The sequence below is a fragment of the Sphingomonas sp. GM_Shp_1 genome (assembly GCF_026540895.1).
Lineage (GTDB): Bacteria > Pseudomonadota > Alphaproteobacteria > Sphingomonadales > Sphingomonadaceae > Sphingomonas.
Genome location: NZ_JALNUR010000031.1, coordinates 1 through 14,954, shown reverse-complemented (window position 1 = coordinate 14,954; position 14,954 = coordinate 1). Strand labels below are relative to the sequence as shown.

Below are 14,954 nucleotides of genomic sequence, written 5' to 3'. Positions count from 1 at the left end.
CCTGAAGGGGAGGGGCTCGGCTCGGGTCGACTCCATGCCATCCTGCTTTAGCGGTTCAAGCGAAGACGCCGGCCCTCTTCTTCTGTGCGCAGAGGCGCGGAGGACGCAGAGGGGTTGCGCCTGAGGCGACAGCGGTTCGTTTTCTGCTATCCAAGGGTCGATGAGACGCGCTGCCGCTCGAGCAACATCTCTCTGCGTTCTCTGCGCCTCTACGCGAAAACGAACATCGATCCGCTCTCCCCCTTGTCTGACAGGGGACGGCATGGACGGTATCAGGTCAACGTTGCCCTGCCCATACACCGCAGATATCGATGAAAAACGGCCTGATCACCATCCTCGTGCCATCGCCCGATCGGCGAGAAAGGATGGTGGGCGCGACAGGGATTGAACCTGTGACCCCACCCGTGTGAAGGGTGTGCTCTACCGCTGAGCTACGCGCCCGGTAACCGGAGGACGGGCCTTTAGGCGGCGTGTCGCCGCCTGTCCAGCCCAAAAAATCGGTTTTAGTTGACCGAGTCCTTCAACAGCTTGCCCGGCTTGAACTTGGGCTGCGACGACGCCTTGATGGTCATCGGTTCGCCGGTCCGGGGATTGCGGCCGGTCGAGGCCTTGCGCTGCGAGACCGAGAAGGTGCCGAAGCCGACCAGGCGAACCTCGTCGCCCTTCTTGAGCGCGGCGGTGATCGACTCGAACACGGCCTCCACAGCCTTGATCGCATCCCCACGCGCGAGGCCCGAAGAATCGGCGACGGTAGCGATCAGCTCCTGCTTGTTCATTCCATAACCCCCTGTGAACCCAAAGATTAGTCAGACGGACTCGGTGCCGGTCAAACCTTAAAGGATCGATAATGCCGTTGTGGCGTCCGCTGTCAAACTGTTGTCGTGTCCGGCACGAAACACCCACTAAGCGCCCGCCCGCGACAATCGTGTGACAATCGTCGACAGGGCCATCCGCCTTTTCGCCGGATGGCCCTGTCTTGGCGATGATCAATGGTGGCGTTCGGCCCCCGCGACCGCCGGGATGGCGGCGGGCGGCAGCGCCGCCAGTTCGTCGGCGTCGGTCCAGTCGATCGCCTCCAGCGGGCCGACCAGGGCCAGACGAAGCACCTCGTCGACATGCGACACGGGCACGATCTTCAACCCCTCGCGGATATTGGCGGGAATGTCCGCCAGATCCTTCTCATTCTCCTGCGGAATGAGGACGGTGGTGATCCCGCCACGAAGCGCGGCGAGCAGCTTTTCCTTCAGCCCGCCGATCGGCAGTACGCGCCCGCGCAGCGTGACCTCACCGGTCATCGCCACGTCCTTGCGCACCGCGATCCCCGTCAGCGTCGAGACGATCGAGGTGACCAGGCCGATGCCCGCCGACGGACCATCCTTGGGCACCGCGCCCTCGGGCAGGTGGATATGGATGTCCTTGCGGTGGAACAGCGACGGCTTGATCCCGAAGCTGGGGCTGCGCGCCTGGACGAAGCTGAAGGCGGCCTGCACCGATTCCTTCATCACATCGCCCAGCTTGCCGGTGGTCTTCACCTGGCCTTTGCCCGGCACCGTCACCGACTCGATGGTCAGCAGTTCGCCGCCAACCTCGGTCCAGGCGAGGCCGGTGACCGCGCCGATCTGGTCCTCCTGCTCGGACAGGCCGTGGCGGAACTTCTGGACGCCCGCGAACTCGTGCAGATTGTCCGGCGTGATCGTCACCGACGTCGCCTTGCCCTCCAGGATCTGGCGCAGCGCCTTGCGCGCCAGACGCGCAATCTCACGCTCCAGGGTACGCACGCCCGCCTCGCGGGTGTAGCGCTGGATCAGGGCGCGCAGGCCACCTTGCGTCAGCGTGAACTCGCCGTCCTTCAGGCCATGGGTCTCGACCTGCTTGGCGATCAGGTGGCGCTCGGCAATCTCGACCTTTTCGTCCTCGGTATAGCCCTCCAGACGGATGATCTCCATGCGGTCGAGCAAAGGCTGCGGCAGGTTCAGCGTGTTCGCGGTGCACACGAACATCACGTCCGACAGGTCGATGTCGATCTCCAGATAGTGATCGTTGAACTTGGCATTCTGTTCGGGGTCGAGCACCTCCAAGAGCGCCGAGGCCGGGTCGCCGCGGAAATCCTGGCCCAGCTTGTCGATCTCATCGAGCAGGAACAGCGGGTTGGACGTGCCGGCCTTTTTCAGGTTGGTCACGATCTTGCCCGGCAGCGAGCCGATATAGGTGCGGCGGTGGCCGCGAATCTCGGCCTCGTCGCGCACGCCGCCCAGCGACTGGCGGATGAACTCGCGCCCGCACGCCTTGGCGATCGACTGACCCAGCGAGGTCTTGCCGACGCCGGGCGGGCCGACCAAGCACAAGATCGGGCCCTTCAGCTTGTTGGTGCGCGCCTGGACGCCCAGATATTCGACGATCCGGTCCTTCACCTTTTCCAGCGCATAATGATCCTGGTCCAGGATCGCCTGCGCGGCGGCGATGTCCTTCTTCACCTTGGACTTCTTGCCCCAGGGAAGGCCCAGCAGCACGTCCAGGTAATTGCGCACGACCGTGGCCTCGGCGCTCATCGGCGCCATGGTCTTCAGCTTCTTCAGCTCGGCGGTCGCCTTGGTACGGGCTTCCTTCGACAGCTTGAGCGTCGCGATCTTCTGGGTCAGCTCGGCGATCTCGTCGCCATCGCCGTCCTCGCTCTCGTTGCCCAGCTCGCGCTGGATCGCCTTGAGCTGTTCGTTGAGATAATATTCGCGCTGCGTCTTCTCCATCTGGCGCTTGACGCGGCTCTTGATCTTCTTTTCGACCTGCAGGACGCCGAGTTCGCCCTCCATCAGCGCATAAGCCATCTCCAGCCGCTTGGCTGGGTCGGTTTCGACCAGCAGCGCCTGCTTGTCGGCGACCTTCACCGAGATATTGGCGGCGACCGCATCAGCGAGTTGCGAGGCATCCTCGATCTCGGCCAGTTGCACCGCGGTTTCGGCGGGCAGCTTGCGGTTGAGCTTGGCGTAATTCTCGAACTGGTCGACGACCGAGCGCATCAGGGCGGCGATCTGCGCCTTGACGTCATGGTCCTGCTCTTCGAGCGCGGCGTCGTCTTCGAGCACCGGCGTCGCGTCGATCGTGGCGGTCAGGAACGCACCCGATTCGTCGAGCTGGTCCAGCCGCCCACGCGTCTTGCCCTCGACCAGCACCCGGACGGTGCCGTCGGGCAGCTTGAGCAATTGCAGGACGGTGGCGGTCACGCCGATTTCGTACAGATCCTCGCGCGAGGGGTCGTCCTCGGCCGGATCGAGCTGGGCGACCAGGAAAATTTCCTTGTCCGCCGCCATCGCCGCTTCCAGCGCCGCGACCGATTTGTCGCGGCCGACGAACAAGGGCACGATCATGTGCGGGAAGACGACGATGTCACGCAGCGGAAGGACGGGATAGGACTGGTTCATGCAAACTCCGGTCGGCCCTGATCGGGGCCTCTTCACCCCCACTATATGGGGAGGGTTGCCCATCCATCAATCGTCCCTGCGACCAATGGCGTTCGCAGCCGCTTGCCAAGCCGCCAGGGTTGCGCGACACCATGCTTCATGAATCGTATACGGAATGCCGCCGCCGCGCTGCTCGCCTCCGCCCTGCTCTGCGCCGTCGCCCCGGCGAATGCGCAGAGTGCCAAGGCCTTACCCGGCAAGGGCGAACCGCCGCTGACCGCGCAGACCATGGTGTCGGGGGGCGTGCGTCCGCCCGAACAGCTCGCCATGCGCTTCGACAGCGCCGACCTGTCGTTCGAGGTCCTGCCCGATACGCAGGAGTTGAACGGCGTCGCGATCCTGGGCTTCACCGCCAAGGCCCCGCTGGCACGACTCGTCATCGATCTCGACAAGAATTTGCCGGTCAAGGCGATCACCATCGACGGCAAGGCCCTGACGCCAGCGCAATGGAGCAATCCCGAAGGTCAGTTGGTCGTCGCCCTGCCCCGTCCGCTTCGTGCCGGGCAGACGGTGCGCGCGAAGATCAGCTATGGCGGCACGCCCCATGTCGCGGTCCGCGCACCATGGGATACGGGCGTCGTCTGGGCCAAGACGCCCGATGGTCGCCCCTGGTTCGCCACCACGGCGCAGGGCTATGGCTGCGACCTGTTCTGGCCCTGTCTCGACTATCCGATGGGCGAGCCGGGCATGGTCACGCTGCACATCACCGTGCCCAAAGGGTTGAAGGCGCCGTCCAATGGCGTGCTGCTGGGCGTCGATACGCTCGGCGATGGGCGGACACGCTGGAACTGGCGGACCAAGCACCCCAACACCTATGCCATCGCCCTGAATGTCGGGCCGTATGAGGTGGTCGAGGGGACGTACAAGAGCCGCTTCGGCAACGCGATCCCGATGTTCTACTGGTATCTACCGGGGGAGAAGGCGAAGGCCGAGGCGCTGTTCGCCGAATTCGCGCCGACGCTGGACTTTTTCGAATCGACCATCGGCCCCTTCCCCTTCGGCGACGAGAAGCTGGGCGTGGTGGAAACCCCGCACAAGGGCATGGAGCATCAGACGATCAACGCTTACGGCAACGAATATGCCAAGGCGCCCGAGGGGTTCGACTGGCTGTTCCAGCATGAGTTCAGCCATGAATGGTTCGGCAACCAGTTGACCAATGTCGACTGGGACGATTTTTGGCTGCACGAGGGCTATGGCAGCTATATGCAGCCCAGCTACGGCCGCTGGCGCGAGGGCGAGGCGCGCTATGCGGTGATGATGGACGCGCAGCGCGGGCAAATCGCGAACAAGTCGCCCATCGTCCATGACCGCAGCATGACCGAACAGGATGTCTATGAACCGGCCAAGGGTGGTCCGGGTCTCGACATCTATATGAAGGGGTCGTGGATGCTGCACACGCTCCACGATCTGATCGGGGACAAGGCATTCTGGGACGTCACCCGCCTCGCCGTCTATGGCCGCACCGATCCCAAGCCTGGGAATTTCAGCCCACGCTATGGCTCCACCAAGGAATATGAGGGGTTCGTCCGGCAGGTCACGGGCAAGGATTATGGCTGGTTCTTCGACGTGTATCTCCGCCAGGCGGCGCTGCCTGAGATCGTGGAGACGCAGGTCGGCGACCAGTTGACCCTGACCTGGAAGGTGCCCGGCGGAGGCCCCTTCCCCCTGCCGGTCGAGGTGAAGGTCGGTGACCGCATCGAGACGGTGCCGATGACCGGCGGCACGGGCACGCTGACGGTGCCCGAGGGCGCGCATGTCGTGGTCGATCCGTGGTCGAAGATCCTGAAGCGCTCGGTCGCGATCGAGGAGTTCCAGGCCTGGAAGGCGGAACAGGCGGCGAAGAAGAAGGCGAACTGAGGCGCGGGCATCCCGTGCGCTTCGACTTCGCTCAGCGCGAACGGAGGTTGGGATATGGCCCCCAACCCCGTTCAGCCTGAGCGAAGTCGAAGGCCAAGGGAATCCCTTCGCAAAAGGGCCCGATGGCAACCGATGCTCAGGCCGAACGGAGCGGGGAAATCACGGCACCACCGTCACGAACAGATAGGCCGCGAAGATCACAAGATGCACCGCCCCGCCCAGCACGGTGGTCCGGCCATTGCCCAAGGTCAGCGTGATCGTGAACAGCGACAGGACCAGCAGGATCATCTGCTTGGCCCCGATCCCCAGCGCCAGCGGCAGGCCCAGAGTCAGCGACACGATCGCCACCGCCGGAATGGTCAGCCCGATGGTCGCCAGCGCCGATCCCAAGGCCAGGTTCAGGCTGGTCTGCAACCGGTTCCGCTTCGCCGCGCGATAGGCCGCCAGGCTCTCCGGCGCCAGCACCAGCGCCGCGATCACCACGCCGACGATGGCGAGCGGCAGCCCGGCGTTCAAAATCGCCGCCTCGACGATCCCCGACAGCCCCTTGGCGAGCAGCACCACCCCGACCAGCGCGACCAGCAACATGCCCAGCGCCGCCCAGGCCGCCGCATTGGTCGGCGGCTCGGCATGGGCGTCGGCAGGCAGGTCCTCATCGGCGGGCAGGAAATATTCGCGGTGCCGCACCGTCTGCACCATCACGAAGGTGCCGTAGAGAATGACGCTGACGATCGCGACGAAGATCAACTGCGACGGCGCATAGGTCGGCCCCGGTGCGGACGAGACGTAATTGGGCAGCACCAGCGACAGCACCACCATCGCGGTCAGCACGTTGAGCGACGCGCTCGCGCCCCGGAGCGAGAATCGCTGCTCGCCATGCTGCACCCCGCCCGCCAGCAGGCACAGGCCGACGATCCCGTTGAGGATGATCATGATCGCCGCGAACACCGTGTCGCGCGCCAGGCTGGAGGCGTCGCCCGCATCGGACAGCATCAGGCTGACGATCAGCGACACCTCGATCACCGTCACCGCGACCGCGAGCACCAGGGTTCCGAACGGCTCCCCCACACGGTGGGCGACGACCTCGGCCTGATGGACCGCCGACAGCACGCATCCGAACAGGATGAACGCCGCGACGACGACGCCGACCGTCCCCATCTTGTACAGCGACACCGCGATGGCGAGCAGTCCCAGCACTGGAAACACCAGGGTCCACCAGGGCAGCAACAGGCGCTGCAAAAGCGCGCGCTTCTGTCCGGGGGTTACGATGGCGTCGACATCGCTCATTGCTGGTCTGGTCTCCACGTCAGGGGATGGAAAATGATGACAGTCCTGTCATGCCAATGCTCCAACCGCCTGAATGGGTCCCATCCTGAGCGAGATTCGTTGCGAATACGCAACCAAAGGCCGGTTTCACTCGGTCTCGTTCGCGACCCGATAGCGTAGCCAGACCTCGCCGCCTGGCAACACCTCATGATGGATCAACGTCAGCCCCTTCAGCGGCGCCGGAGTGTCGGCCTCGTCCTCGCCCGAATGGAACAGGCTCGGCGCGCCCGCCGCGCCGTCGATCGCGGGGCAGAGCGCCATGCTGATCTCATCGATCAATCCGGCGCGCAGGAATTCCCCGTTGGCGGTCCCCCCGCCCTCGACCAGCAGGGTCTTCACGCCCAGTTCGTCCGCCAGGATATCGGGCACCGCGCGAAGGTCGATTTCGTCACGCCCCGCAAAGATGTAGGACACGCCGTCCGCGCGAAGCCCCGCCAGATGAGCATCGGACACCGCCTCGGTCAGCACGACCACGATGGGATCGCCGCCGATATCGCTCCGGCCCCAGACGATCTTGGCCTGCGCATCCAGCACCACGCCGAACGCCTCCGCCTCGCGGGCCGCGAACCAGTTTTCGCGGGGGAAGGTGTCGGTCGTCTCGGGGTAGATGTCGCCCTTCGCGAATTCCTGTCCGGTCACGCGCCCCACGATCCAGGCATCGCCACCGATCCGGTCGTGAAGGTCTTCGAACAGATCGCCGGGCTTGTAGCTGTCCGGTCGCCACCGGCTTTGCAGGATGCGGCCATCGAGGCTGCAGATCATGTGGCAGATCATATGGGGCTTCATCGGCGCATCTCCTGTTCGAGATGCGGGAACGCGCGGAACGGCAACGCATATCCTCCCCGGTACGGGGAGGTGGCAGGGCGCAGCCCTGACGGAGGGGGGCTTCCTCATAGTGCTGCCCTAGCCGCACGCCCCCTCCACCATGCTGCGCATGGTCCCCCTCCCCGTGCCGGGGAGGATCAGCCGCCGACCGGCCGGATCATCGACCAGAAGCGCGGCCCGCCTTTCGGCACCGACCATTCCCGGATCAGTTCAAAACCCAATCGGCCGTAAAGAGCGACATTGCTCCCCGTCGCCGTCTCCAGATAGGCGGGCACGCCATCCGCATCGCACCGGGCCAATCCGGCGCGGATCGATGCACCGCCCAGCCCCTGCCCCTGACGCGCCGGATCGACCCCGGCGATGTGGAGATACCAAAAGGGCTCGCTCGGAAAATGCGCCTCGATCGCATGGGCGAGCCGAAGCGCGCGCGGCAACGCCGTGCCCAGCGTGGCGAGCAGCGGGATCGCCTGGCGCAGCATCGCGGTCATCGGCACCTCCGCCTCGCCCGGCGGGCGCCAGAAGGTCCCCGCTTCCGCCGCCGCGCTGACCAACCGCATTCCCACCGCGTCGCTGTCGAACAGCAGTGCGAACAGGCGCGGCAGGCGTTCCGCGCGGGTCAGCGGGTCGGGAAAGATATAGGACATGGCCGGATCATTGGCGAAAGCACGGCCCAGCATCGCCGCTACCGCCGCCCGGTCATCGCTCACCGCATCGCGGATCGTCACCATGCGCGCCTCCTCCACGAAAAACGGGCGCTCCCCATGGGGAACGCCCGTCCTGCAACCGTCGGATCATGGCGGCGATCAGGCCGCCGCGTCGTCCTTCTTCTTCGCCTTTTCGGCATAGACGCGGATTGGTTCCTTGCGGCCCTCGACCACGTCCTTGTCGACCATCACCTCGTCGACGCCGTCCATGCCGGGCAGGTCGAACATCGTGTCGAGCAAAATGCCCTCCAGGATCGAACGAAGCCCGCGTGCGCCGGTCTTGCGCTCGATCGCCTTCTTGGCGACCGTGGTCAGCGCATCGTCGGTGAAGTCGAGTTCGACATTCTCCATCTCGAACAGCTTCTGATACTGCTTGACCAGCGCGTTCTTCGGCTCGGACAGGATCTTGACCAAGGCCGCGATGTCGAGGTCTTCGAGCGTCGCAATGACCGGCAGACGGCCGACGAATTCGGGGATCAGGCCGAACTTGAGCAGATCCTCCGGCTCGGTCTGGCGCAGATACTCGCCGGTCCGCTTTTCCTCCGGTGCCGCGACATAGGCGCCGAAGCCGATCGACTTGCCCTGCAAACGGTCGCCGATGATCTTCTCGAGCCCGGCGAACGCGCCGCCGCAGATGAACAGGATGTTCGTCGTATCGACCTGCAGGAATTCCTGCTGCGGATGCTTGCGGCCGCCCTGCGGCGGAACGCTGGCGGTCGTGCCTTCCATCAGCTTGAGCAGCGCCTGCTGAACGCCCTCGCCCGACACGTCGCGGGTGATCGAGGGATTCTCGGCCTTGCGGCTGATCTTGTCGATCTCGTCGATATAGACGATGCCGCGCTGCGCCCGCTCGACATTGTAATCGGACGCCTGGAGCAGCTTCAGGATGATGTTCTCGACATCCTCGCCGACATAACCGGCCTCGGTCAGCGTCGTCGCGTCCGCCATGGTGAAGGGCACGTCGAGGATGCGGGCCAGCGTCTGCGCGAGCAGCGTCTTGCCGCACCCGGTCGGGCCGACGAGCAGGATGTTCGACTTGGCGAGTTCGACGTCCGCACCCTTCGCGCCATGGTTCAGGCGCTTATAGTGGTTGTGCACCGCGACCGACAGGACACGCTTGGCCTGCTTCTGCCCGATGACATAGTCGTCGAGCACGTTGCAGATTTCCTGCGGCGTCGGCACCCCACCATCCTTCTTGGAGACCAGCGCGGACTTGGTCTCCTCACGGATGATATCGTTGCACAGCTCCACGCACTCGTCGCAAATGAAGACGGTCGGCCCCGCGATCAGCTTGCGCACCTCGTGCTGCGACTTGCCGCAGAACGAGCAATAGAGGGTGCTTTTCGAGTTGCCACCGCTCACCTTGTCCATCAATCACCTCTCGCACCCGATACCGGTGCGCTACCGTTGCCGGGGTGCGCATCGTACCGCACCCCGATAAAGTCACAATCGAAATAAACCGTTCATCGCGAACGGCCCGCCTTATGCAGCGGCCGCCACGTCGTCGGCCGGGGCCGGACGCTTGTCGAACACCTGGTCGATCAGGCCGAATTCCTTGGCCTCCTCGGCGCTCATGAACTTGTCGCGGTCCATCGCACGCTCAATCTCTTCCAGCGGCTTGCCGGTGTATTTGGCGTACAGCGAGTTCAGGAAATGCCGCATGCGCAGGATCTCGCGCGCCTGGATCTCGATATCCGCCGCCATGCCCTGTGCCCCGCCCGAGGGCTGGTGGATCATGATGCGGCTGTTCGTGGTGGCGACGCGCATCCCTGGCTCACCCGCCGACAGCAGGAAGCTGCCCATCGAGGCGGCCTGGCCGATGCACAGCGTGCCGACGCGCGGCCGGATATACTGCATCGTGTCATGGATCGCCATGCCCGCCGTGACGACACCGCCCGGCGAGTTGATGTACATATAGATGTCCTTCTTCGGGTTTTCCGACTCAAGGAACAGCAGCTGCGCACAGATCAGCGAGGCCATGCCGTCCTCGACACCGCCGGTGACGAAGATGATGCGCTCGCGAAGCAGGCGGCTGAAAATATCGAACGACCGTTCGCCGCGGTTCGACTGTTCGATGACGATCGGAACCAGCCCGGCCTGCGTCTGCCGCAGCCCGACGCCGGCCTGTGCCAGCGGGCTCGCGAAATCGCCGGTCTCGAACGGATTGTGCATGGAAATCTCTCTTATGCCCAGAAGAGCCCCTATGTCGCGTGATGGCCGCGCATATTCAAGCCCCGGCGACACCCAAGGATGTTGCCGTGCAGCGAATATGGCGTTCAGCCGCGAAAATCCGATCAGCGGCGGTTGCCCGGCGCGGGCAATGCGAGATAGGCCAGCCGCCGCACCTCCTGCCGTCCCCGCACCACCGTATCGAGGATCAGGCCGGTGAAAAGATTGAGCCCGGCCAGCAACATCAGCCCGGTCGACAGGATCGCGGTCGGGAAACGCGGCACCTGGTGCGTATCCAGATAGGTCAGGATCAACGGCACCGACAGCAGCACCGACAGCGCGGCGAACAGCACGGCGATCGCGCCGAAGAACCACATCGGCCGCTCGATCCGGTAGAGTTTCAGGATGGTACGCAGGATGCGCCAGCCGTCCGAATAGGTGCTGAGCTTCGACGCCGACCCCTCGGGCCGCGCATAATAGGGCGTGGCGATCTCGGCGCAGGGCATTTTCAGTTCCAGCGCATGGACGCTGATCTCGGTCTCGATCTCGAAGCCGACCGACAGGACAGGGAAGCTCTTCACGAAGCGGCGCGAGAAGACGCGGTAGCCCGACAGGATATCGGTGAAGCTGCGCCCGAACAGCTTGGCGAGCATCCCGGTCAGCATCGCATTGCCGAAACGGTGGCCACGGCGATAGGCCAGTTCGGCCTCGCTGATCCGCTGGCCCACCACCATGTCGAGCTGCTCCTCGATCACCCGGCGGACGAGATCGGGGGCGGAGGCGGCGTCATAGGTCGCGTCGCCATCCGCCATCACATAGATGTCGGCATCGATATCGGCGAACATGCGACGGACCACCGCGCCCTTGCCCTGGATACGCTCCGACCGGACGACCGCACCCGCGCTCCGGGCGACTTCGATCGTGCGGTCCTTGCTGTTATTGTCGTAGACATAGATGGTCGCGGTCGGCAGCGCCTCGCGGAAGCCCGCAATCGTCTGGGCGATCGCCGCTTCCTCGTTATAGCACGGCAACAGCACCGCGATGCTTGGCGCGCCCCCCTGATAATCCATCATTCTTCCCTCACGCGGCTGTTCCGCCAGCCGATGCGACGCCCTTTATGGAGGATCGCGATCCAAAGCGAGACGTCGCGCTTCGCCGTCATGCGATGACGTCGCCCAACGACCTTGCCCCCGCAACGGCCATATCCCTAAGCTGCGCCATGGACGAGTCAAAGCCGCAGCGGCGGAGCCCCGAAATGGCATGGCCGCTGGTCGCCGCGATCCTGCTGGGGGCGGCCTTGCTGTCCTGGGTCGCGCTGGCCAACGGCTTCCCCCTGGTCTTCGCCGATTCGGGAACCTATCTGCGGATACCGCTCGAACTCCATTATCCGACCGATCGGCCGCCGGTTTACGGGCTCGCCATCGGGCTGCCGCTCTGGTTGACGGGTGTCTGGGGGATCGTCGCCGTCCAGGCGATCGGCAGTGCGCTGATGATCGCGATGACGCTGGCCGTCGCCGGAAGCCGCCTGCGCGCCAGGGACCTGATCGCGACATGCACTCTTCTGGCACTGGGCAGCAGCCTGCCCTGGTTCGTCGGACAGATCATGCCCGACATCGCCACCGGCTTCGTGCCGCTGATCCTGTTCGCCTTGCTCGCCCGGCCCGCCGATACGCCGCTCTGGCAACGTGCCGGACTCGCCGCCTTGCTGGCGCTGCTGATCGCGGTGCATCTCAGCCATGTCCTGTTGACGGCGGGGCTGCTGGTTGTCGCCTGCCTCGCGATGCTGCTGACCGGCATGGGGCAGCGCGAGACGATCCGCCGGTCGCTGCCCGCCGCGCTGGCCATTGCCCTGGCGTTGCTCGGTCTGAGCGGCCTGAACCGGATGGCGGGCTATGAGTTCCGACCGGCCCTGTCGTCGGACACCTTCCTGCTCGCGCGGCTGTTCGACGGGCATCTCGCCCAGCCGACGCTGGCGCGGCTCTGTCGCGAACCGGCGCTGGCCCATTGCGCGGTGCGACCGCTGGTCGACGATCCCGCCATCGCCAAGCCGGGCCAGGCCTATCTCTGGGATCGACGCTCGCCGATCGGCACGATGCTCGACCGCGACCGGTTGGGCGTCATCGCCGAACAGCGGCTCATCATCCGCACGGTGCTGCATGACGACCCTGCCGGTGTCGCCGCGCTGGCGTGGCAGGGTTTCGCCGAGCAGTTGCGGACCGTCCGCAAGGGCATGCTGCCGCCCTATGCCGCCGACATGCAGATTTCGCGTATCCTGAAGGCGCGGTTGCCGGATGATTTCCAGGCCTTCTCCCGGTCGCGGCAACAGCGCGGCATGCTCGATCCCCTCAAATTCGCGCCGGATGCCGGGGTCGCGGTGGCGGTCGTCCTGCTGCTGCCCGTCATGCTGGTGTGGGCGATCCGCGCGCGGCGGGCAAAGCTGCTGGGACTGGCGGGGCTGGTCGTCGCGACGATCCTGCTCAACGCGGCGATCACCGGCGATCTGTCCGGGCCGGACGACCGTTACCAGAGCCGCATCCTGTGGCTGCTCCCCCTGCTCGCCGCCTGTTTCGCGTTCGACGCTCTCCGTCGTAGCGCCCCGCGAAACCAACCGGCCTGAACGACAAAAGGGGCGACCGCTGCCGCGGCCGCCCCTTTTTTGCCAGTTGGCGGACCGAAGCCCGCCCGGCACCGTCCTTACTCGGTCGGCGCGGCCTTCTTGGCGCGCGGCTTCTTGGCAGGGGCTTCGGCCGTCTCGGCTTCACCTTCCGCCGGAGCAGCGGCCTTCTTGGCACGCGGCTTCTTCGCCGGAGCGGCCTCTTCGGTCGCTTCGACGGGTGCTTCCACCTCGGCCGGAGCCGCCTTCTTGGCGCGGGTCGCCTTCTTCGGCGCTTCCTCGGCAGCGGCGTCGCCAGCCGCTTCCTCGGTCACGTCGGCCTTCTTGGCCTTCGCCTTGGCGGGCTTCTTCGCGCCGTGGTCATGATCATGGTCATGATCATGATTGTGGACGTGCGTGCCGGTCGCGAAGCCGTCCTCGCTCTCGATCGCGGCTTCCAGCTCCTCACGGGTGGTCTCGCGGTCGGTGATCTCGGCCTTGCCGAACAGGAAGTCGACGACCTTGTCCTCATAGAGCGGGGCGCGCAGCTGGGCGGCGGCCATCGGCTCCTGCTGGACATATTGGATGAAGCGCTGGCGATCTTCCGGGCCGTACTGCTGCGCGGCCTGCGCGATCAGGCGGTTCATTTCCTGCGCGGTCACTTCGACGCCGTTGGCCTGCCCGATCTCCGAGAGGAGCAGGCCCAGACGGACGCGGCGCTCGGCGATCTTCTTATAATCGTCGCGCTCCTTCTCCATCTCGGCCATGGCGGCCTCGGGGTCTTCCTCATGGGTCGCTTCATGCTCGAGCTGCGCCCAAATCTGCGAGAACTCGGCCTCGACCATCGACGGCGGCACTTCGAAGTCGTGGCCGTCGGCCAGCTGGTCGAGCAGCTTGCGCTTCATATAGGTGCGGGTCAGGCCGTTATGCTCCTGCTCGATCTGCCCCTTCAGCAGGCCGCGCAGCTGCTCCAGGCTTTCCAGGCCCAGATTCTTCGCCATTTCGTCGTCGATCTTGGCTTCGCCGGCGGTCTTCACCGACTTGATCGTCAGGTCGAAGGTCGCGGGCTGACCGGCCAGTTCCTTGGCGGGATAGTCCTCCGGGAAGGTGACCGAGATCTGCTTCTCTTCACCGGCCTTCACGCCGATCAGCTGCTCCTCGAAACCGGGGATCAGGCGACCGCCGCCGATCTCGACCGCCATGTCCTCGCCCGAGCCGCCCTCGAAGGCGACGCCGTCGGCGGTCTTGCCGACGAAGTCGACGGTGACCTGGTCGCCCTGCTCGGCGGCCTTGTCGCCCGCATCGTCCCAGCGCTTCTGCTGATCGGCGAACTTCTGGAGCTGCTCGTCCACCGCCTCGTCGGCGACCGGAACGGTCAGGCGGTCGAGCTTCAGCGCGTCGATCGCGGGGGTCGGCACCGTCGGCAGCACTTCGAGCGTGACGGTCAGGGTCGCGTCCTGGCCCAGTTCATAGCCATCGGCCAGTTCGACCTGCGGCTGCATCGCGGGGCGCAGGCCCTTGTCGGCGATCAGCGACTGCACGCCTTCCTGCACCGCGGCGTTCAGCGCGTCCTGCTGGAGGGCCGGGCCATGCATCTTGCGAACGAGATTCGCGGGCACCTTGCCGGGGCGGAAGCCGGGCATCTTCATCTGCGGAGCGATCCGCTTCAGCTCGGCATCGACCTTGGTCTCGATGTCCTGGGCAGTGATGGTGAGCGTGTAGGCGCGCTTCAGCCCCTCGTTCAGCGTCTCGACAGTCTGCATCTAAAGGCCTTCAATCTGGAGAAATTCCGTGTGGCTGTCGCCCCGTTGTGACCGGGGACTGGTGCGGGCGAAGGGACTCGAACCCCCACATCTTACGATACTGGAACCTAAATCCAGCGCGTCTACCAGTTCCGCCACGCCCGCACGAGGACACCGCCGATGGGCGCGCGTCTATATCACCATGGGCGGCTTCGGCAAGGGACAACAGGCAACATCGCCCGCGCCCATGCGTTTATCCCCTCCCCAGCATCATTTGGAGAGC

General features: G+C 65.3%; 11 protein-coding genes and 2 tRNA genes. 2 read left to right on the top strand and 11 right to left on the bottom strand.

Translation table 11 applies throughout. The annotated features are described in order from the left end of the window. Positions 1-366 precede the first annotated feature (366 nt). From OXQ33_RS13985 to lon, 3 genes are all read right to left on the bottom strand, one after another. Positions 367-441, bottom strand: a tRNA-Val gene (locus tag OXQ33_RS13985). 62 nt (positions 442-503) lie between these two features. Next, positions 504-776: an HU family DNA-binding protein gene (locus tag OXQ33_RS13980; RefSeq protein ID WP_267435307.1), complete on the bottom strand. Its 273-nt coding sequence runs from the start codon at positions 774-776 to the stop codon at positions 504-506. Between the two features lie 210 nt (positions 777-986). Beyond that, positions 987-3,416, bottom strand: a complete 2,430-nt coding sequence (lon, locus tag OXQ33_RS13975; protein ID WP_267435306.1) for an endopeptidase La — start codon at positions 3,414-3,416, stop codon at positions 987-989. 138 nt (positions 3,417-3,554) lie between these two features. On the opposite strand from lon, the gene OXQ33_RS13970 reads away from it, so the two are divergent. After that, complete coding sequence (locus OXQ33_RS13970; RefSeq protein WP_267435305.1) at positions 3,555-5,312, top strand: M1 family metallopeptidase; 1,758 nt, start codon at positions 3,555-3,557, stop codon at positions 5,310-5,312. Positions 5,313-5,471: 159 nt separating this feature from the next. Here the strand turns inward: OXQ33_RS13970 and OXQ33_RS13965 are convergent, their stop codons facing one another. The 6 genes from OXQ33_RS13965 to OXQ33_RS13940 all read right to left on the bottom strand — a co-directional run bounded on the left by OXQ33_RS13965 (position 5,472) and on the right by OXQ33_RS13940 (position 11,406). Further along, complete coding sequence (locus OXQ33_RS13965; protein WP_267435304.1) at positions 5,472-6,599, bottom strand: ionic transporter y4hA; 1,128 nt, start codon at positions 6,597-6,599, stop codon at positions 5,472-5,474. Between the two features lie 126 nt (positions 6,600-6,725). Then, positions 6,726-7,424: a RibD family protein gene (locus tag OXQ33_RS13960; protein WP_267435303.1), complete on the bottom strand. Its 699-nt coding sequence runs from the start codon at positions 7,422-7,424 to the stop codon at positions 6,726-6,728. Between the two features lie 176 nt (positions 7,425-7,600). Beyond that, complete coding sequence (locus tag OXQ33_RS13955; protein ID WP_267435302.1) at positions 7,601-8,191, bottom strand: GNAT family N-acetyltransferase; 591 nt, start codon at positions 8,189-8,191, stop codon at positions 7,601-7,603. 75 nt (positions 8,192-8,266) lie between these two features. Next, complete coding sequence (clpX, locus tag OXQ33_RS13950; protein WP_267435301.1) at positions 8,267-9,538, bottom strand: ATP-dependent Clp protease ATP-binding subunit ClpX; 1,272 nt, start codon at positions 9,536-9,538, stop codon at positions 8,267-8,269. 111 nt (positions 9,539-9,649) lie between these two features. Continuing rightward, complete coding sequence (gene clpP, locus OXQ33_RS13945) at positions 9,650-10,339, bottom strand: ATP-dependent Clp endopeptidase proteolytic subunit ClpP (RefSeq protein ID WP_267435300.1); 690 nt, start codon at positions 10,337-10,339, stop codon at positions 9,650-9,652. Positions 10,340-10,461: 122 nt separating this feature from the next. Then, positions 10,462-11,406 carry a glycosyltransferase family 2 protein gene (locus tag OXQ33_RS13940; RefSeq protein WP_267435322.1) on the bottom strand — a complete coding sequence of 315 codons (945 nt, stop codon included), beginning with the start codon at positions 11,404-11,406 and terminating at the stop codon, positions 10,462-10,464. A 149-nt stretch (positions 11,407-11,555) separates the two neighbouring features. On the opposite strand from OXQ33_RS13940, the gene OXQ33_RS13935 reads away from it, so the two are divergent. After that, positions 11,556-12,953 carry a hypothetical protein gene (locus OXQ33_RS13935; protein WP_267435299.1) on the top strand — a complete coding sequence of 466 codons (1,398 nt, stop codon included), beginning with the start codon at positions 11,556-11,558 and terminating at the stop codon, positions 12,951-12,953. Between the two features lie 77 nt (positions 12,954-13,030). On the opposite strand, the gene tig is transcribed toward OXQ33_RS13935, so the two are convergent. Both tig and OXQ33_RS13925 read right to left on the bottom strand, forming a co-directional pair. Beyond that, positions 13,031-14,692, bottom strand: coding sequence for a trigger factor (gene tig / locus OXQ33_RS13930; RefSeq protein ID WP_267435298.1), 1,662 nt, complete (start codon positions 14,690-14,692; stop codon positions 13,031-13,033). A gap of 59 nt (positions 14,693-14,751) precedes the next feature. Then, positions 14,752-14,836: transfer RNA gene (locus OXQ33_RS13925), tRNA-Leu, on the bottom strand. Positions 14,837-14,954: the final 118 nt, after the last annotated feature.

Coding starts and splice junctions, on each gene's coding strand:
- OXQ33_RS13935 (WP_267435299.1), top strand. CDS start 11,556: ATGGACGAGTCAAAGCCGCAGCGGCGGAGCCCCGAAATGGCATGGCCG.
- OXQ33_RS13965 (WP_267435304.1), bottom strand. CDS start 6,599: ATGAGCGATGTCGACGCCATCGTAACCCCCGGACAGAAGCGCGCGCTT.
- OXQ33_RS13940 (WP_267435322.1), bottom strand. CDS start 11,406: ATGGATTATCAGGGGGGCGCGCCAAGCATCGCGGTGCTGTTGCCGTGC.
- OXQ33_RS13955 (WP_267435302.1), bottom strand. CDS start 8,191: ATGGTGACGATCCGCGATGCGGTGAGCGATGACCGGGCGGCGGTAGCG.
- clpP (WP_267435300.1), bottom strand. CDS start 10,339: ATGCACAATCCGTTCGAGACCGGCGATTTCGCGAGCCCGCTGGCACAG.
- clpX (WP_267435301.1), bottom strand. CDS start 9,538: ATGGACAAGGTGAGCGGTGGCAACTCGAAAAGCACCCTCTATTGCTCG.
- lon (WP_267435306.1), bottom strand. CDS start 3,416: ATGAACCAGTCCTATCCCGTCCTTCCGCTGCGTGACATCGTCGTCTTC.
- OXQ33_RS13980 (WP_267435307.1), bottom strand. CDS start 776: ATGAACAAGCAGGAGCTGATCGCTACCGTCGCCGATTCTTCGGGCCTC.
- tig (WP_267435298.1), bottom strand. CDS start 14,692: ATGCAGACTGTCGAGACGCTGAACGAGGGGCTGAAGCGCGCCTACACG.
- OXQ33_RS13970 (WP_267435305.1), top strand. CDS start 3,555: ATGAATCGTATACGGAATGCCGCCGCCGCGCTGCTCGCCTCCGCCCTG.
- OXQ33_RS13960 (WP_267435303.1), bottom strand. CDS start 7,424: ATGAAGCCCCATATGATCTGCCACATGATCTGCAGCCTCGATGGCCGC.